16 protein-coding genes are annotated in these 15,907 nt (G+C 60.9%); 10 read left to right on the top strand and 6 right to left on the bottom strand.

The genetic code is table 11. The annotated features are described in order from the left end of the window. The first annotated feature begins 19 nt into the window (after positions 1 to 19). A complete protein-coding gene (locus AC0IXA_RS23355) occupies positions 20 to 454 on the top strand; it encodes a bleomycin resistance protein (RefSeq protein WP_217863675.1) in 435 nt (144 codons plus the stop codon). A 169-nt stretch (positions 455 to 623) separates the two neighbouring features. Further along, positions 624 to 1,769, top strand: coding sequence for an ATP-binding protein (locus AC0IXA_RS23350; protein ID WP_471814575.1), 1,146 nt, complete (start codon positions 624 to 626; stop codon positions 1,767 to 1,769). 39 nt (positions 1,770 to 1,808) lie between these two features. Here the strand turns inward: AC0IXA_RS23350 and AC0IXA_RS23345 are convergent, their stop codons facing one another. After that, the gene (locus AC0IXA_RS23345; RefSeq protein WP_056784851.1) at positions 1,809 to 3,665 is read right to left on the bottom strand and encodes an ABC transporter ATP-binding protein; all 1,857 of its coding nucleotides are present in this window, start codon (positions 3,663 to 3,665) and stop codon (positions 1,809 to 1,811) included. Between the two features lie 299 nt (positions 3,666 to 3,964). On the opposite strand from AC0IXA_RS23345, the gene AC0IXA_RS23340 reads away from it, so the two are divergent. From AC0IXA_RS23340 to AC0IXA_RS23330, 3 genes are read left to right on the top strand one after another with little or no spacing between them, the layout of a single operon-like run. Next, positions 3,965 to 4,615, top strand: a complete 651-nt coding sequence (locus tag AC0IXA_RS23340; RefSeq protein WP_400502929.1) for a hypothetical protein — start codon at positions 3,965 to 3,967, stop codon at positions 4,613 to 4,615. Then, positions 4,615 to 5,043 (top strand): phage holin family protein, encoded by a 429-nt coding sequence (locus AC0IXA_RS23335; protein WP_024012566.1) that lies wholly within the window; start codon positions 4,615 to 4,617, stop codon positions 5,041 to 5,043. Before AC0IXA_RS23340 ends, AC0IXA_RS23335 begins: the two co-directional genes overlap by 1 nt. Continuing rightward, positions 5,040 to 5,852, top strand: a complete 813-nt coding sequence (locus AC0IXA_RS23330) for a DUF3618 domain-containing protein (protein ID WP_471814574.1) — start codon at positions 5,040 to 5,042, stop codon at positions 5,850 to 5,852. The genes AC0IXA_RS23335 and AC0IXA_RS23330 overlap by 4 nt, the downstream gene beginning before the upstream one ends. 54 nt (positions 5,853 to 5,906) lie before the next feature. Here the strand turns inward: AC0IXA_RS23330 and AC0IXA_RS23325 are convergent, their stop codons facing one another. Both AC0IXA_RS23325 and AC0IXA_RS23320 read right to left on the bottom strand, forming a co-directional pair. After that, positions 5,907 to 7,013, bottom strand: coding sequence for a M20/M25/M40 family metallo-hydrolase (locus AC0IXA_RS23325; protein ID WP_471814573.1), 1,107 nt, complete (start codon positions 7,011 to 7,013; stop codon positions 5,907 to 5,909). A 502-nt stretch (positions 7,014 to 7,515) separates the two neighbouring features. Continuing rightward, positions 7,516 to 8,409 carry a LysR family transcriptional regulator gene (locus tag AC0IXA_RS23320; RefSeq protein WP_130930056.1) on the bottom strand — a complete coding sequence of 298 codons (894 nt, stop codon included), beginning with the start codon at positions 8,407 to 8,409 and terminating at the stop codon, positions 7,516 to 7,518. A 131-nt stretch (positions 8,410 to 8,540) separates the two neighbouring features. Here AC0IXA_RS23320 and AC0IXA_RS23315 point away from each other — a divergent pair, with 131 nt between their 5' ends. Continuing rightward, entirely contained in the window at positions 8,541 to 9,752 is a 1,212-nt protein-coding gene (locus AC0IXA_RS23315) for an MFS transporter (protein WP_471814572.1), read from the top strand. Position 9,753: 1 nt separating this feature from the next. On the opposite strand, the gene AC0IXA_RS23310 is transcribed toward AC0IXA_RS23315, so the two are convergent. Beyond that, the gene (locus AC0IXA_RS23310) at positions 9,754 to 9,912 is read right to left on the bottom strand and encodes a DUF2986 domain-containing protein (protein WP_024012572.1); all 159 of its coding nucleotides are present in this window, start codon (positions 9,910 to 9,912) and stop codon (positions 9,754 to 9,756) included. A gap of 129 nt (positions 9,913 to 10,041) precedes the next feature. Here AC0IXA_RS23310 and AC0IXA_RS23305 point away from each other — a divergent pair, with 129 nt between their 5' ends. The 3 genes from AC0IXA_RS23305 (at position 10,042) to AC0IXA_RS23295 (ending at position 12,589) form a co-directional block, all read left to right on the top strand. Continuing rightward, positions 10,042 to 10,539: an anti-virulence regulator CigR family protein gene (locus AC0IXA_RS23305; protein ID WP_471814571.1), complete on the top strand. Its 498-nt coding sequence runs from the start codon at positions 10,042 to 10,044 to the stop codon at positions 10,537 to 10,539. Between the two features lie 152 nt (positions 10,540 to 10,691). Continuing rightward, the gene (locus AC0IXA_RS23300) at positions 10,692 to 11,666 is read left to right on the top strand and encodes a quinone oxidoreductase family protein (protein WP_471814570.1); all 975 of its coding nucleotides are present in this window, start codon (positions 10,692 to 10,694) and stop codon (positions 11,664 to 11,666) included. Next, the gene (locus AC0IXA_RS23295) at positions 11,663 to 12,589 is read left to right on the top strand and encodes a LysR family transcriptional regulator (RefSeq protein ID WP_471814569.1); all 927 of its coding nucleotides are present in this window, start codon (positions 11,663 to 11,665) and stop codon (positions 12,587 to 12,589) included. Before AC0IXA_RS23300 ends, AC0IXA_RS23295 begins: the two co-directional genes overlap by 4 nt. A 372-nt stretch (positions 12,590 to 12,961) precedes the next feature. Here AC0IXA_RS23295 and AC0IXA_RS23290 read toward each other — a convergent pair whose 3' ends face one another. Together AC0IXA_RS23290 and AC0IXA_RS23285 are read right to left on the bottom strand one after the other, a co-directional pair. After that, a complete protein-coding gene (locus AC0IXA_RS23290; RefSeq protein ID WP_024012575.1) occupies positions 12,962 to 13,438 on the bottom strand; it encodes a hemerythrin domain-containing protein in 477 nt (158 codons plus the stop codon). A gap of 254 nt (positions 13,439 to 13,692) precedes the next feature. Beyond that, positions 13,693 to 13,908 carry a PLD nuclease N-terminal domain-containing protein gene (locus AC0IXA_RS23285; protein ID WP_471814568.1) on the bottom strand — a complete coding sequence of 72 codons (216 nt, stop codon included), beginning with the start codon at positions 13,906 to 13,908 and terminating at the stop codon, positions 13,693 to 13,695. Between the two features lie 189 nt (positions 13,909 to 14,097). Here AC0IXA_RS23285 and AC0IXA_RS23280 point away from each other — a divergent pair. After that, a partial coding sequence (locus AC0IXA_RS23280) for a beta strand repeat-containing protein (protein WP_471814567.1) occupies positions 14,098 to 15,907 on the top strand: 1,810 nt, incomplete at its 3' end.

Below are 15,907 nucleotides of genomic sequence, written 5' to 3'. Positions count from 1 at the left end.
CTGAAACGGATTTCTCGCCATGCTTGAACGAAACAAACTGGTTCCTGAACTGATGGTCACCGAGCTGTCGAAGAGCTTGGCATTCTGGGTGAACTGTCTGGGCTTTGAAGTGGCCTATCAGCGCCTCGAAGACGGTTTCGCTTACCTGGATCTGAACGGCGCGCAGGTGATGCTGGAGCAGTTCGACCCGCAGGCTGGCCAGTGGCTCACCGCGCCCCTGAGCACACCTTTTGGGCGAGGCATCAACCTGCAAATAGATGTAGTCGCGGTCGCGGCTGTCCTCGAAAGACTCGAACAAGCCGGTTTTCCTCTCTTTCGCAACTGCCGCGATACTTGGTATCGGGCAGATACTGTCGAAACAGGGCAGCGGGAATTCATTGTGCAGGACCCGGACGGTTATCTCGTCAGGCTGGTTGAGCGATTAGGTGAGCGGCCGGTCCGGGCCGCGGAGTAGGTAAGCCCCGCGACACTTCAGCCCCTCGATTTTCCTCCAACGTTAGCCCAGCGCTTTGGTGGTAGGCTGCATAACGTCAGCCGTACCTTCTGTACTCCTGAATTGCCCTTTCCGAAATCTGCGCCGGCTCAGCTGCTGGCGTTGATGGATTTCCCTGCGGACTACAGCCATGCGCCTGCCAGATTTCATTCTCGAAAACCTAGAGCCGATCCTGCAGGCCTGGGAAGATTTCGCCCGCACCATCGAGACGCCGGGGGTGGAGCTCGATAACGTCGCGCTGCGCGATCACGCCGAGCAGATGTTGCGCGCCATCGTCATCGATCTGCGGACCAAGCAGACCATGAGCGAACAAATCGCCAAAGCCCAGGGCCAAGCGCCGCGCGACGATGAAGAAACAGCTGCGGAAACCCACGCGGTGACGCGGCTGATGGCCGGCTTCACCATCGATCAGATGGTGTCGGAATACCGCGCGCTGCGCACCAGTGTGCTGAGCCAGTGGCTGCGTCAGGTCAAGGATGGCAAATCAGTGAATGTTGACGACATGACGCGTTTTCACGAAGCCATCGACCAGGCGCTGGCCGAGTCGATTGCCAGCTACTCCCGTGCCGTTGAGGCTTCGCGAAACGTGTTTCTGGGGATTCTCGGCCATGACTTGCGCACGCCGCTGGGGGCGATTCTGCTCGGTGCGGATATGTTGCGTCGTACCGAAGCTACCGACCCGCGCACCGGCAAAGTGGCCAGGCAGATCTACGCCAGCGTGCAGCGCGCCAGCCAGATCGTGGGCGACCTGCTGGATCTGACGCGCTGCCAGATGGGGCCGGGGATTCCGGTGAAAAAATCCCTGATCGATCTCAGCCCTGTGTGCGAGCGGGTGATCGAGGAAATCCGCGCCTTTCATCCGCAGGCCAACGTGCGTTTCGATGCGACGGAAGCGGTGATGGGAGCGTTCGATGGCGCCAGGATGGAACAGGTCTTTTCCAACATCATCAGCAATGCGGTGACCCACGGCGATAATCAGTTTCCGGTTACGGTTGCACTGGAAGCTCGGGAGGATTGCGCGGTGTTCACGGTGCACAACGGCGGGGAGCCGATTCCGGAAGACGTGTTGCCGTTCATCTTCAACCCGATGGGGCGCTTCTCGCAGCGCTCCGTAGTTGATCACGGGCCCGTCGCTGGCCTCGGGCTGGGCCTGTTTATCGCCTCGGAAATCGTCGCCTCGCATGCCGGCTCAATCGAAGTCAGCTCTGACCTGAAGGGCGGAACCGTGTTTCGCGTAAAGCTTCCGATTGATGCCGAAAGCCCCGTCACCATATAGGCCAATCGCTGGAGGGCCGGCCCCGGCCCTCCAGCCTGATCACTCCTCCATCACCTCAACCAAACCGCGATCCTCACCCAGGAACCCGCCACTCTGGTGCTGCCACAGCCGCGCATAGGTGCCGTTCTTCTCCAGCAATTGCGCGTGGGTGCCTTGTTCGATGATGCGGCCTTCGTCCATGACGATCAGCCGGTCCATGGCCGCAATGGTCGACAAGCGGTGGGCGATGGCGATCACGGTTTTGCCCTGCATCATTTCATCGAGGCTTTCCTGGATCGCGACTTCAACCTCGGAATCCAGTGCGCTGGTGGCTTCGTCGAGCAACAGGATCGGTGCGTTCTTCAGCATCACCCGGGCGATGGCGATGCGTTGGCGCTGCCCGCCGGAGAGCTTGATACCGCGTTCGCCGACCAGCGTGTCGTAACCGCTGTGGCCCTGCTTGTCGCTCAACTGACTGATAAAACCATCGGCCTGGGCGTTCACTGCCGCGCGATGGATGTCTTCGTCGGTGGCGTCCGGGCGACCGTAGGCGATGTTGTCACGGATCGAACGGTGCAACAGCGACGTGTCTTGGGTAACCATGCCGATCACGCTGCGCAGGCTGTCCTGGGTGACCTCGGCGATGTTCTGCCCATCGATGCGGATCTCGCCGCGATCAACGTCGTAGAAGCGCAGCAGCAGGTTGATCAGCGTCGACTTGCCCGCACCGGAGCGGCCGACCAGGCCGATTTTTTCGCCGGGGCGAATGTGCAGGGTCAAGCCGTCGAGCACTTGGCGTTCGCCGTTGTAGTTGAAGCTGACATTGTCGAAAACCACTTCGCCGCCGGCCGGCTCCAGCACTTTGGCATCCGGCGCATCCTGGACTTTCGGGCCGCTGGTCAGGGTGGCCATGCCGTCCTGGACGGTGCCGATGTTTTCGAACAGCGAGGTCATCTGCCACATGATCCAGTGCGACATGCCATTGATGCGCAGCGCCATGGCGGTGATCGCCGCGACGGCGCCGGTGCCGACTTCGCCCTGATGCCACAGCCACAACGCATAACCGCCGGCACCGAGAATCAGCGCGACCACCAGCGCCTGATTGACGATTTCGAACTGGCTGACCAGCCGCATCTGGCGGAATCCGGTGAGCTTGAAATCTTCCATCGCTGCACGGGCAAAGTGCGCTTCACGCTTGGAGTGCGAGAACAGTTTGACCGTGGTGATGTTGGTGTAGGCGTCGGCAATCCGCCCGGTCATCGACGAGCGCGCATCGGCCTGTTCCTGGCCGACCTTGCCCAGACGCGGCACGAAATACACCATCGCCAGCCCGAACAGAACAATCCACGCCAGAAACGGCAGCATCAGCTTCAGCGCAAAGCCACCGGCCAGCGCGATGATCGCAATGAAGTACACGCCGATGCCGGGGAGGATTTCGATCAGGGTGAACAGCACCTCGCGCACCGACAGCGCAGTCTGCATGACCTTGGTCGTGACCCGGCCGGAGAACTCGTCGGAGAAGAACGACAGACTTTGCCGCAGCATCAACCGGTGAAAGTCCCAGCGCAGGCGCAGCGGCAGATTGATCGCAAGGATCTGGTGCTGAACCATCGTGCGTAGCGCCACCAGCCCGATGCTGACCACTAGCACAATGCCGATGCCCCACAACACGCGGCTTTCCTCATCACCCGCGGCGCCGCCGGATTGCCAGGTCGAGAGCAGATCCACCACTTGCCCGAGGAACGAAAACAACCATGCCTCGTAGATCGACACGCTGGCGCTGAGCAGGGCGAAGGCCAGGATGTAACCGCGTGCCCCCCGGGTGCAGGCCCACAGAAATCGCATCAGGCCGACTGGCGGTGGCGGCGCCTCATCGGGCGGGAAGGGGTCGAGCCTTTCTTCAAACAGGCGAAGCATTGCGGTCTCCGAAGTGATCAGGGTGTGGGGATTCTGCCATCTATCGGCGTTGTTGCGGGTTTCAGCGTCGTGTTGCAGATAAATGCTTGTGCCTTGTCTTGACCGCAGTCAGGCGCAGAAGCTCAACGCAATCGTGCCAAGCGCAACCTTTCGTCGCTGATCCAGACCTGATGTCGCACGCTCATCAACCTCTTTGAACTCTCGCGCAAGCTGCTCCGTCATCTTCTATGTGGGGGCTCGAGGCAATGTTGCCGTGTAGTCCCGTTTTTCCGTTTTCAAGTCAGAACGCGAGGGGCCACATGAATACTCAAGACAGCAGGGCAGGCTTTGAATCAGGTGATCCGAACAGCAAGCCTGGACAGGGTTTTGAACATTTGAAGGACGACGTCAACGAAGCAATTGGCGGCGCGCGGCAACAGGCCGACGCGCAATTCGGACAGTACCGCGACACCGCGGCGGAACAGATAGAAGCATTGGCCCAAGGCGCAAAGAGCTTCGTCTCGGAGTTGCAGGACAAGGACACGCTGGGCATGTCCGACTACCTGACGGATATGGCGGATTCCATGACCGGGCTGGCGGGCAACCTGCGCGGCAAGAGTGCCGAGCAGTTGCTGCATGATGCGGCGGATCTGGCGCGCAGCAATCCGGGGCTATTCATCGCTGGCAGCATCGCCATCGGTTTCGGCCTGTCGCGGTTTCTCAAAGCCGGCACGGCCGCAGCAGCGACGGTCAGCGCCGAGCACGATCCGGCGGCGGGCACGACATCGACGCCACCGCCAGCCGATTACGGCGCGCAGCGGCCTTATGAATCGTCAATGCCGCCGTCGACCCACGCTAATCCGGGACTGGCCACCGGCATCACTCCGACCTCACCCAGTGACAGCGATCACCCCTCTGATTTTGCCGCGGCTTCCGTACCGCACGCATCCGACGCCAAAGGAGAACTGTGATGAACAGAGATGAATCTGATCTGAGCGGGGCAAGGCCCCTCGGCCAAACGGATGACGCTTCGGTGGTCGGCCTGTTGCGACAACTGTCGCGCGAGGTGCCAGCGTTGTTCACCAAGGAACTGGCATTGGCAAAAGCCGAACTGCAGAACAGCCTCAGCACGCTGAAGGCGGGTATCGGTGCGGTTGCTGGTGGTGCGATCGTGTTCCTCGCCGGCTTCATCATTCTGCTGATGTCGGCGGTGTACGGCCTGAGTATGTTCATGGCGCCATGGCTGGCCGCGCTGATCGTCGGCGTGGTGGTGATGATCATCGGCTTCGCCATGCTGCAATCCGGGAAGAAGCAATTCGAGCCATCTCACTTCAAACCTGATCGCACCCTCGACGCCTTGAACAAGGATCAGGAAGCGCTGCGGAGGAAAGTCTCATGAAAAGCGAACTGGATATCGAAGCGGAAAAAAGCCCGGAGCAGATCGAACGCGAAATCGATGCGCAACGCGCGAGCATCGGCAATATCGTCGATCAACTGGAGAGCAAATTCACTCCCGGGCAAATGATCGATCAGGCTTGGGGAATGATGCAGAGCAACGGCTCGACGTTCTTCACCAACCTCGGCACCAGCGTGCGTAATAACCCGGTGCCGGCGGTGCTGACTTCGGTGGGGCTGCTCTGGTTGATGATGAGCCAGAATCGCCCGCCCGTGCCGCAACCGACCTATCGCAGCGGGCCGGATCAGGACAAGGCCGGCGAGTGGGCCGACGGTTTGGCCGACGGCATCGACAGCGCCCGCGCGCATTTGCACTCGACTACAGACTCGCTGAAGGGCGGCTATGAGGCGCTGAAAGGCAAGGCCAGCCACCTCGGTGAAAACGTTGGTGCAGCGAAGGAAAACCTCAGCCATGCGATGCATGACGCCAGTGATCGACTGTCGCGTAATTCGCAAGTGCTTGGCCAGCAGTTCAGTCACATGCTCAAGGAGCAACCGCTGATGGTCGCTGCCGCTGGGGTTGCGCTCGGTGCATTGCTCGGCGCGGCGTTGCCGACTACTTCCACTGAACAGCGCTACATGGGCCGTACCAGCGCGGGCATGGTCGACAAGGCCAAGCAGAAAGCTCAGGAAGGGTATGAAGCAGTGCGTGACACGGTGACTCGGACCACTGAACAGACCGAGGTTGAAACCAAGCCGGATCCGGCGCGGCCGTCGTCTTCGGATTTGTCACAGGGGTTGGGAACTTCTTGAGGGTGAAAAACGAGGGAGGCCTGTAATGGGCCTCCCTTTTTATTGGGCTGCGGCTCAAGTCGATACCTCGTTCTGCGGGCCTTGCAGATATTTCACCAACGTCTGCGCGCACGCTTCAATCGCGCCGTCGATCACCAGTTCGAAACCATGGGTATTTTCGGTCGGGATTGCGATGCAGCCGGCCTGGGCGCTGATGCCTGAGCTCATCACCGCGCTGGCGTCGGAGGCGAAATCCACCAGCAGGGCGAACTGTGGATCGAAGCCGCAACGCTTGGCTGCGTCGGCCAAGGCCATGACCACGCCGCGCGAGTAATAGCCTTTCTGGTCGCCGGTATCGATGATCGGGTCAACGCTCAATCGCGTTGCGTACTCGCTCATCACCGGGCCGACTTCCACCGCGATTGTGGTGTCGCCGGGCAGGTGCGCAGCGGCGTACATTGCGCCGGCGTTGCTTTCTTCCTCGAGGGTGGTGAAGACAAAGTAGGTGTTGTGCGCCAATTCGGTCGGGCTGCGCTTGAGTTGCTCGGCGGCCTGGAGCATGGCGACGACAGGCGCGCGGTCATCGAGAAAATGCGCAGCGGTGGCGTCACCCACCCGGAACGGCGTGCGCCAGTGCTGGCTGAGCACGACGCGGGTGCCGGGACGCACGCCCATGTCTTGCAAGGTTTGCGGGTCGTGGCGGGTGATGATGTGCACGTCTTTCCACTCCACCGCGCCGCTCATCACATCCTGGCCCTGCGGCGAGCCTGTGGTGGCGTGCATCGAGCCGAATGAGAGCACGCCGGGCAGGGTTTGCGCATCGCCGAGAATATCCACCGGACACACACCGAAATTCACCGGATTCGCACCGCCGAGGGCAACCACCCGCAACGTACCGTCCGGCTCGACGCGTTTGACCAGCATGGCGATCTCATCCATGTGGCCCATGATGCGCACAGCGTGCTCGCCGTCCGGATCGGGTTCGCTGCCCTTGAGCAAACCAATTACATTCCCGGCCCGATCGGTCCACACCTCGTCGCAATGGCGCCGCAGTTCTTCCAGGCAGATCGCCCGGACCTCGTCCTCCTGACCGCCGGGCCCGCGTGCCATGAGCAAACGGCTCAATAGTGTTTGGGTGAATTCCTGTGTGTTGCGCGGCAAAGGCTTTTGGTTATCCGACATGCATGCTGACCCTCCTTGCATCGGCGGACGTGTATCGACCGCTCAGAATTTAGGGGGCAGATTGACGGGAAAATTCAGATGGGTTGCGGCCTTCTGATTCACCTGCATTCCCTGTGGGAGCGAGCCTGCTCGCGAAAGCGGTGGGTCAGGCGATGATGATGTTGAATTTGCCGACGCCTTCGCGGGCAAGCCCGCTCCCACAGAGATTTGGATTGGGCTGAAGATTGTGGCCTTGCCCCGGACCATTGTGGGAGCGAGCTTGCTCGCGATAGCGGTGGGTCAGGCGATGATGAGGTTGAATGTGCCGACGCCTTCGCGAGCAGGCTCGCTCCCACAGGGATTTGGGTTGCGCTGAAGATTGTGGCCTTGCCCCGGACCATTGTGGGAGCGAGCCTGCTCGCGAAAGCGGTGGGTCAGGCGATGATGAGGTTGAACGTGCCGACGCCTTCGCGAGCAGGCTCGCTCCCACAGGGATTTGAGTTGGATTGAAGAGTTGCGTTTGTCAGCGGTTGTATTTCAGCGCTTCGACAAACGCTGCAAACGCTGCCGAGCTCTGGCGTCTGTTCGGGTAATACAGGTGATAGCCCTGAAACGTCGGGCACCATTCTTCCAGCACTTCCACCAGTCGCCCGTCGGCCAGATACGGCGCGACCAATTGTTCGGGCACGTACGCCACGCCGATGCCATCCACGGCGGCGTTGAGCACATGCATGATGCTGTTGAACACCAGTTGCCCGTCGACCTTCACGCTGAAGTCCTGACCCTTGTGCGCAAACTCCCAGGCGTAAATGGCGCCGGCCGGTTGATGGCGGATGTTGATGCAAGTGTGCTCCGTCAACTGATGCGGCGTGGCGGGTGCCGGGTGACGAGCGAAGTACTCGGGCGAGGCCACCACGGCCAGGCGCCAGTCCGGGCCTATGCGCACGGCGATCATGTCTTTGCTGATCGATTCACCGAGACGGATGCCTGCATCGAAGCGTTCCTTGACCACATTGGTAAATCCGTAATCGACGTAAAATTCCAGGGTGATGTCCGGGTAGTCCTGCAAAAACTGCGCAAGCATCGGCCGGATGCACAATTCAATCTGATCGTCCGTGCAGGAAATGCGGATCGTGCCGCTGGGCTTGTCGCGCAATTCGCCGAGGGCTTCGAGCTCGGCGCTGATCTGCTCGAACAGCGGCGCAATCGAATGCATCAAGCGTTCGCCAGCCTCGGTCGGCGAGACATTGCGCGTCGTACGAGCGAGCAAGCGGATACCCAGACGCTGCTCCAGCGCGCGGACCGTATGACTCAGCGCAGACGGCGTGACGCCGAGGCGGGCGGCAGCCTTGGTGAAGCTTTGCTCCTGGGCCACCGCCAGAAAGGCCTGCAGGTCGTTGACTTTGGCATTGCTCATTGCTGAATTTCTCTCAAAAGCACATGAAGATTACCGCTACTAATCAAGTTAAGCCCGATCCGTCAAGCTTTGCAGCCTGAGTAACGGGGCAGAAGTGCCTCGATGATTTCTTCTTCAAGACAGGTTTTCGCATGACGGCTCAAGTAATCGATACCCCGACAGCCCAGCCCATGGAAGCGTCCACTGACGGCGAACAACGGGCGTACTGGAGCGGCGTATTCGCGATGACCTTGTGTGTCTTCGCCCTGATCGCTTCCGAGTTCATGCCGGTCAGTCTGCTCACGCCAATGGCTACGGACTTGCACATCAGTGAAGGCCTGGCCGGCTATGGCATTGCCATCTCCGGCGCGTTCGCGGTGCTGACCAGCCTGACGATCACCAGGCTCGCCGGCTCGATGGATCGCAAGCGCCTGTTGCTGCTGTTGACCGCGCTGATGTGTGCGTCCGGGCTGGTGGTCGGCCTAGCGCCCAATTACACGGTGTACATGATTGGCCGCGCATTGATCGGTGTGGTGATTGGCGGCTTCTGGTCGATGTCAGCGGCGTTGGCCATGCGTCTGGTACCCTCCGCCAGCGTGCCCAAGGCACTGGCCATTTTTAACGGTGGCAATGCCCTGGCGACCGTCGTGGCGGCGCCGTTGGGCAGTTATTTGGGCAGTGTGATTGGCTGGCGCGGGGCGTTTTTCTGCCTGATACCCGTGGCGTTGATTGCGCTGCTCTGGCAATGGATCAGCTTGCCCGCGCTCCCGGCCGCGCCGCGCAAGTCCAGCGCAGCCAATGTCTTTGCGTTGTTCAAAAGCCGCAGGGTGGCGTTGGGCATGCTTGGCGCCGGCCTGTTCTTCATGGGCCAGTTTGTTCTGTTCACCTACCTGCGACCGTTTCTGGAGACCGTGACCCGGGTCGACGTTTCGGTGCTGTCGATGATTTTGCTGGTCATTGGTGTGGCCGGGTTTATCGGCACGGTGATCATCGGGTCGGTGCTGAAGTCAGGTCTGTACAGAGTAGTGATCGCCATCCCGCTGTTGATGGCGATCATCGCGGTGGCGCTCATAGGGATGGGCAGTTCAGTGGTGGCGACGTTTGTGTTGCTCGGCTTGTGGGGATTGATCGCCACTGCCGCGCCGGTGGGCTGGTGGTCGTGGCTGGCGCGCACGCTGCCCGACGATGCCGAAGCCGGCGGTGGGCTGATGGTGGCGGTGGTGCAGTTGTCGATTGCCTCGGGTTCTACCATCGGTGGTCTGCTGTTCGACGGCAGCGGTTATCGGCTGACGTTTTTCGCCAGCGCGGCATTGCTCGTGCTGGCGGCGCTGATGACCTGGCTGACGTCGCGGCAGACAGCCTGAATCAGCTTTCGCTGTTTTCGGCCGCCGCTTGCGCCGCTTCGGCTTCCAGCTTCAGGCGGTCGGCCTTGCAGATGTATTTGGGCTTTTTCGGAGCCAGTTTGGCATTGGCCTTTTTGGCCTTTTCCTTGAACAACTGCTGCAGCTTCTTTTGGCGATTCATGATTTTTCGATCAGGGGTGGAGAGGGTGGGAATCCTGACGCAAGGCCGAGTGGTCAGCAAGAAGAAATCCACTAAGCTGAGCACATTACCCCATACTTCAAAGCATCCCCCACACCGAAGGAATCGCACATGAGAAAAGCTCGCAGATTGATTGTCGCGTTGTCTTGCCTCGCGCTTGTAATCGGCAGCACGACGGCACTGGCTGACCCCGGCAATGGCAAGGGGCAGGGTGGTCAGGGCGGCCAGGGCAACGGCAAGGGCAAACCGCAAAACATGCAGGATCACGGCAAACAGGGCGGGGGCGGCCAAGGCAATGGCAACAAGGGCCAGCAACCCTCTGGCTATCGCGGCGGGCCGAGCATTGATCGCGGCAATATTCTCGGCATCGTCGGCGGTTATCGCGGCGAATACTGGAATCCGGGGCCGCCGCTGCCGCCGGGTATTCAAAAGAATCTGGCGCGGGGCAAGCCATTGCCCCCGGGGATCGCCAAGAAGCTGGACGGGCGCATGCTCGGCCATTTGCCGCACTATGACGGCTACGAATGGCAACAGGTGGGTACCGACCTGATCCTTGTTGCGCTGGCCACCGGGCTGATCTACGAGGTGCTCAACGGCGCGTTCGATTAATTTTTCAAAGAGGAGCGGCAGCAATGCCGCTCCTTTTTTATGCGTGGATAGCTGCATCAAGTGCAGCAATGAACTGCATTCAGGCTGGGTTGTTCGTTGAGTGCTGCGCTTTCAGACTGAGCTCAACGCTTAACAAATCAATGGAGATGACCATGGCCAACGCAATTCGCTTCACCGAAACGGGCGCACCGGATGTCCTGCAATTGCACGCTGTCAGCGAACAGGCCCCCGGGTCCGGCGAGGTCTGGCTGGAGCAAGCGGCGGTGGGCGTCAATTACCTCGATGTCAGCCAGCGCAAAGGTGCAGTGCCCGTGGCGTTGCCGTCGGGGCTGGGTCTGGAAGGCGCGGGTCGGGTGGCGGCGGTCGGTGCCGGTGTGAGCAATGTCCGCGTCGGTGATCGGGTCGCTTACGCCACTGGCCCCTTGGGCGGTTACGCCTCGGCGCGGCTGTTTCCGGCAGAGCGTCTGGTGAAGATCCCTGATGAGCTGTCGTTCGAAGAGGCGGCGGCGGTGTTGTTCAAAGGCATCACCGCGCAGTATCTGCTCAAGGCGACTTACCCGGTCGGGCCGGGCACGACGATGCTGCTCTACGGTGTCGCGGGAGGTCTTGGGGAAATCATGGTGCCATGGGCCAAACACCTTGGCGCAACAGTAATCGGTGTGGTGTCGAAGCAGGCCAGTGTCGACAAAGCTCGCGCGTCCGGCTGTGACGAAGTGCTGGTGTTCGATGCCGAGACCCTAGCCGCCGACGTGTTACGTATTACCGAGGGGCGCAAGGTCGACGTGGTGTATGACCCGATTGGCCGGGTGTCTTTTCAGGCCTCGCTGGACAGCTTGCGCCCACGCGGATTGATGGTCTCGTTCGGCGCGCAGACCGGCGCGCCGGCGGCGGTGGAAATGGCCACGCTGAACGCCAAGGGCTCGCTGTTCCTGACCCGTCCGTCGCTGGCCGCGCACACCGCCACGACAGCCGAATATCAGGAGCGCGCGCAAGATGTGCTGGCCGCTGTTGCCGCCGGTATCATCACGCCGCAAATCCGCGCGCGTTATTCATTGGCTGACGCGGCACAAGCGCACGCCGATCTTGAATCGGGCCGATCATCAGGGGCGATCATTTTACAACCATGAATCTGGATGTTCTGAGCAACCCGCACAGCGATGAAATCGCTGCTTTCCTCGCCGTCGCCGCGCAAGGCTCGTTTGTCGCGGCGGGGCGTTTGTTGCAGCGTCATCCGACCATCGTTTCCAAGCGCCTTGCGGCGATGGAGAAGCGACTGGGCGTGCGGTTGGTGGAACGCTCGACGCGCCACGTGCGTATCACCGAGGCTGGGCTGCAACTCGAGCAGCGCCTGCGCGCAGCCGTCGAGTTGATGAACGAAGCGCAGCAGCAAGCGGTGCAGGGTGCCAGCGAAGTACGCGGCACCCTGCGCCTGGCGTTGCCGGCGGCGATGGGGCGGTTATGGCTGGGGCCGCTGCTGCCGGAATTTCTCAAGGCTCACCCGCAGGTCTCGCTGGTGGCCGATTACAGCGAAGGCCTGGTCGACATCATCGAACAGGGCTTCGACGCGGCTATTCGCATCGGCGAGCTTGATGACAATCGGCTGATTGCAAAAAAGCTCAGTGAGCATCGCCGGATTCTCTGCGCGTCACCGGGCTACATCGAGGCCCACGGCATGCCGCAAACCCCGCAGGATCTGCTGCAGCACAATTGCCTGCGCTTCAGCGGGCTGGCGTCGTTCCCGCTGTGGCGTCTGCATCGCGGCAACGAAGTGCAGACCATTACGCCACACGGCAACCTGACCGCCAGCGACAGTGAATCCCTGCTCGCCGCCGCCCGCGCCGATGCCGGCATACTCGGTGCCGGCGACTGGCTGATGAGCCGCGATCTGACGGCAGGGCAGCTGATTCACGTGCTGCCCGACTGGCATCTGGATTCGGCGGGCGGCGTCTATCTGGTCAGGCCGTCTTCGCGGTTTCCCGCGGCGGCAGTGGTGGCGTTCAAGGAATGGATTGAAGCGAAATTCGAGACCGGGCCACCTTGGGCGGTTTGATCACAACCTGCATCAAATCCGACACTGGCCCTGTGGGAGCGAGCCTGCTCGCGAAAGTGCAGTGTCAGTCATAGAGGGTCTGGCTGACCTGACGCCTTCGCGAGCAGGCTCGCTCCCACAGGTTTCGTGGCTTGCTCAGGAATTGCCGAACATACGTATATCCAATGTGGGAGCGAGCCTGCTCGCGAAAGCGGAGTGTCAGTCATAGAGGGTCTGGCTGACCTGACGCCTTCGTGAGCAAGCTCACTCCCACAGGTTTCGTGGCTTGCTCAGAAACTCCCGAACGCCCAAATATCCAATGTGAGAGCGAGGCCCAGTTTGGGCGCACAAAAAAGCCCGGCATTGCTGCCGGGCTTTGGTGTCTTCAACGCTTTACGCGGCGATCTTGTTGGCCGCCATTTCCTTTTTGTGACTGGCTTTCATGGCTTCCATCTGTGCGCCCAATTCCTCGAGCTTGGCCTTGCCCAGAAGCTTCTGCGCTTTCGGGAACATTTCCTGTTCTTCCTCTTCGATGTGATGCTCCAGCAGCTCCTTGACCACTTTGACCCGACCGGCAAATTCCGGGGTGCCTGGATCGGTTTCTTTCAGATCAGGCAGTACCAGTGAGTCCACGGTGCGGTGCTCTTCCTTGGCTTCGTAATACATGATGTCTTCTTCCTTGCTGCCGGCTTCCTTGAACGCAGGGTAGAGAATCTCTTCTTCGAGGCGGGTGTGGATGGTGATTTCCATTTCCAGTTTGCCCAGCAACTCGACGCGTTTTTTCAGCGCGCGGTCGGTGGACTCACTCAGTTGGCTGAGGATGGCTTTGACTTTTTCATGGTCGGCTTTGAGAAGGTCGATGGCATTCATTTTTTGAGGCCTCTGCTTTTCACGGATTGAACACAGCGTTCTTTTTCGCGCTGCTGTGTATTCAGGAAGAGGCTATCGCAGGACTCATGCCAACTCCCCGATCAAGCGCAACCCTTCTAAATCAAGGGCTGGCATCGAAGCAGGCACAATGCTTTCGTGCAGCCTGCAAGAAATCCGCGCGGCGGGCATTGCATATAACAAGCCCGGCAAAAGCCGGGCTGCGGGTGATGCTTGAGACGGGCCTGCGTCATTGCTTAACGGCTGGCCTGGGAAGGCGAGCCGCGACCGACATGCTTGGGCCCCGCCAACGCCCAGGCGATCAGGCCGAACAGCGGCACGAACACGATCAGCACGATCCACACGCCTTTATTGCTCGATTTCCCCTCGCTTTTACGCACCCGGTTGATGGCCCAAAGCTCGATCAGCACGAGAATGACCGCCAATACGATCCACACGGTTTCGATTTGCATAGGCTTAACTCCTGATGGTCTGTGCGTTAGGCGACGAGAGGGGCGTTGGGTTCATTCTTTTTGCCCGGCTGCGCTTACCTGAAAATACCGACTAGAGTTGATAGCGCAGACAACGCAAACCACTGTGGGAGTGAGCCTGCTCGGTCCCACAGTTGGCGCAAGCATCCAGCGTGAGACAGGGAGGTTTCAATGGACGGTATACAGGGACATGGCGCCCCGCACTTCATGCGCAGCGCCTTACTCATCGCCATCGCCAATGCCTTGATCTTGAATGACGCACAAGCTGCATGCGGTCCTTTGGCAGCGGGGGCCTACAGCGTTTCGCAAACCTGTTTGCCCGCTGCCGGCGTGGATGCGTCCATCACCACCCAGCCCGGCACGACCATCACCACCACCGCCGGCTCTTCACTGTTGAGCAGAGGCAATAACGCCAACTCGACGCTGAGCCTCAGCGGTACCACGATCAACAGCACACCGCCGACAGCGGCTAATGCCGTGTTCGCCAACGTGATCGGCGGCAGCGGCAACGCCGGCCTGACGCTCGATGGCGGCAGCAACACGGTCAGTGTCGCTGGCAGCGGGCTGGACGCTCTGGCAATCACCAACGCCGGTACAGGTTCGTCGACATTCTCGGTTACCTCCGGCACCACGCTGAATATCCTCAACACCGTGGTCGGCAACGAGCACGACGGCATCGATATCAATGGCAGCGGTGGCGGGGCGATTAACCTGAGCCATCAGGGCAGCGGCCAGATTACCGTGTCTGGTGGCAACGGCATCTGGACCAAGGCCACCGGCACTGGCGAGACCAACGTCAATGTCGGCGCCGGGGTGAACATCCTGGTCAACAACGATGACGCACTGTCCGCCGGCCCACCGATCGGCGATGAAACCTTGCCGACCGCTGGCATCGGCAACCACGCCGGCGTGCACACCCGCGCGATCAATGGCGACACCACCGTGGTCAACGCTGCCAGCCTGCAGAGCGTCGGCATGAACGCTTTCGGGATCTTTACCGAGGGCGGCAGCGGCAACACCAGCCTGACCAACAGCGGGACGATCAGCACCAACGGCTTGAACGGTTTCGGCATCCGCTCGTTCTCCACGGTCGGCAACATCGCCATCGTCAATAACGGCGCGATCACCACCACCGGTGGCGCCGCTCATGGCATCTACGCCAATGACAACGTTGGCGCAACCGGTTCGATCAGCATCGAAAACAACGCCGAACTCAACGTTGGCAGCACCGCCAATACTGCCGGTTCGCGGGCGATCTACGTCATCAAGCGGGGGACTGGCGACGTCAGCGTATCCGGCAGCGGCAACATCAATGTATTTGGCAGCCCAAACACTACCCGTGCCTACGCAATCATCGTCAGTGCCGAGAACAACAATGCCCTGATCGATTATTCCGGCGATCTGTTCGCCAGCGGCTTCGGTGCCGGCGGCATCCGTGTTGATTCGACCGGCGGTAACGTTCAGGTCAACTATCGCGGCGATCGCATCGAAACCCTGCACAGCAATGCCAACGGCCTCTACGCCTCGACGCAGTCGCCGACCGGCACAGTGAACGTCGACGCTGGCGGCACGATCATCACCCATTCGGATGCCGGAACGGGCGATGGCAGCGGCATCGGCGCCTTCGGGATCCAGGCGCTGACCCTCGGCGGCGACGTCGGCATCCGCTTCACCGGCCCGCTGATCGACGTCAACGGCGCGGGCGCGGCGCTGTTGGCCGGTAACGCCTTCAATGGCGGCAGCGGCCTCGGCACGATCAGCATCAGCAACAGCGGTGAGCTGGTTGCGCGTGGCGATCAGCAGCGCGGCATCCGTACGCTGTCGGTCACTGGTGCGCAGAACATCGTCAACACCGGGGCGATCCAGACGCTCGGGGCCAGCAACAGTCAGGGCATCGTCGCCCAGGCCAGCGGCGCGGCGGACGTGACGGTGAACAACAGCGGTGCGATCAGCGCACGCGGCGCTGGCTCCTCGGCCATCG

Source organism: Pseudomonas sp. AC083 (genome assembly GCF_979253165.1).
This window is presented reverse-complemented; position numbering and strand designations above follow the sequence as displayed.

Coding starts and splice junctions, on each gene's coding strand:
- AC0IXA_RS23355 (WP_217863675.1), top strand. CDS start 20: ATGCTTGAACGAAACAAACTGGTTCCTGAACTGATGGTCACCGAGCTG.
- AC0IXA_RS23350 (WP_471814575.1), top strand. CDS start 624: ATGCGCCTGCCAGATTTCATTCTCGAAAACCTAGAGCCGATCCTGCAG.
- AC0IXA_RS23345 (WP_056784851.1), bottom strand. CDS start 3,665: ATGCTTCGCCTGTTTGAAGAAAGGCTCGACCCCTTCCCGCCCGATGAG.
- AC0IXA_RS23340 (WP_400502929.1), top strand. CDS start 3,965: ATGAATACTCAAGACAGCAGGGCAGGCTTTGAATCAGGTGATCCGAAC.
- AC0IXA_RS23335 (WP_024012566.1), top strand. CDS start 4,615: ATGAACAGAGATGAATCTGATCTGAGCGGGGCAAGGCCCCTCGGCCAA.
- AC0IXA_RS23330 (WP_471814574.1), top strand. CDS start 5,040: ATGAAAAGCGAACTGGATATCGAAGCGGAAAAAAGCCCGGAGCAGATC.
- AC0IXA_RS23325 (WP_471814573.1), bottom strand. CDS start 7,013: ATGTCGGATAACCAAAAGCCTTTGCCGCGCAACACACAGGAATTCACC.
- AC0IXA_RS23320 (WP_130930056.1), bottom strand. CDS start 8,409: ATGAGCAATGCCAAAGTCAACGACCTGCAGGCCTTTCTGGCGGTGGCC.
- AC0IXA_RS23315 (WP_471814572.1), top strand. CDS start 8,541: ATGACGGCTCAAGTAATCGATACCCCGACAGCCCAGCCCATGGAAGCG.
- AC0IXA_RS23310 (WP_024012572.1), bottom strand. CDS start 9,912: ATGAATCGCCAAAAGAAGCTGCAGCAGTTGTTCAAGGAAAAGGCCAAA.
- AC0IXA_RS23305 (WP_471814571.1), top strand. CDS start 10,042: ATGAGAAAAGCTCGCAGATTGATTGTCGCGTTGTCTTGCCTCGCGCTT.
- AC0IXA_RS23300 (WP_471814570.1), top strand. CDS start 10,692: ATGGCCAACGCAATTCGCTTCACCGAAACGGGCGCACCGGATGTCCTG.
- AC0IXA_RS23295 (WP_471814569.1), top strand. CDS start 11,663: ATGAATCTGGATGTTCTGAGCAACCCGCACAGCGATGAAATCGCTGCT.
- AC0IXA_RS23290 (WP_024012575.1), bottom strand. CDS start 13,438: ATGAATGCCATCGACCTTCTCAAAGCCGACCATGAAAAAGTCAAAGCC.
- AC0IXA_RS23285 (WP_471814568.1), bottom strand. CDS start 13,908: ATGCAAATCGAAACCGTGTGGATCGTATTGGCGGTCATTCTCGTGCTG.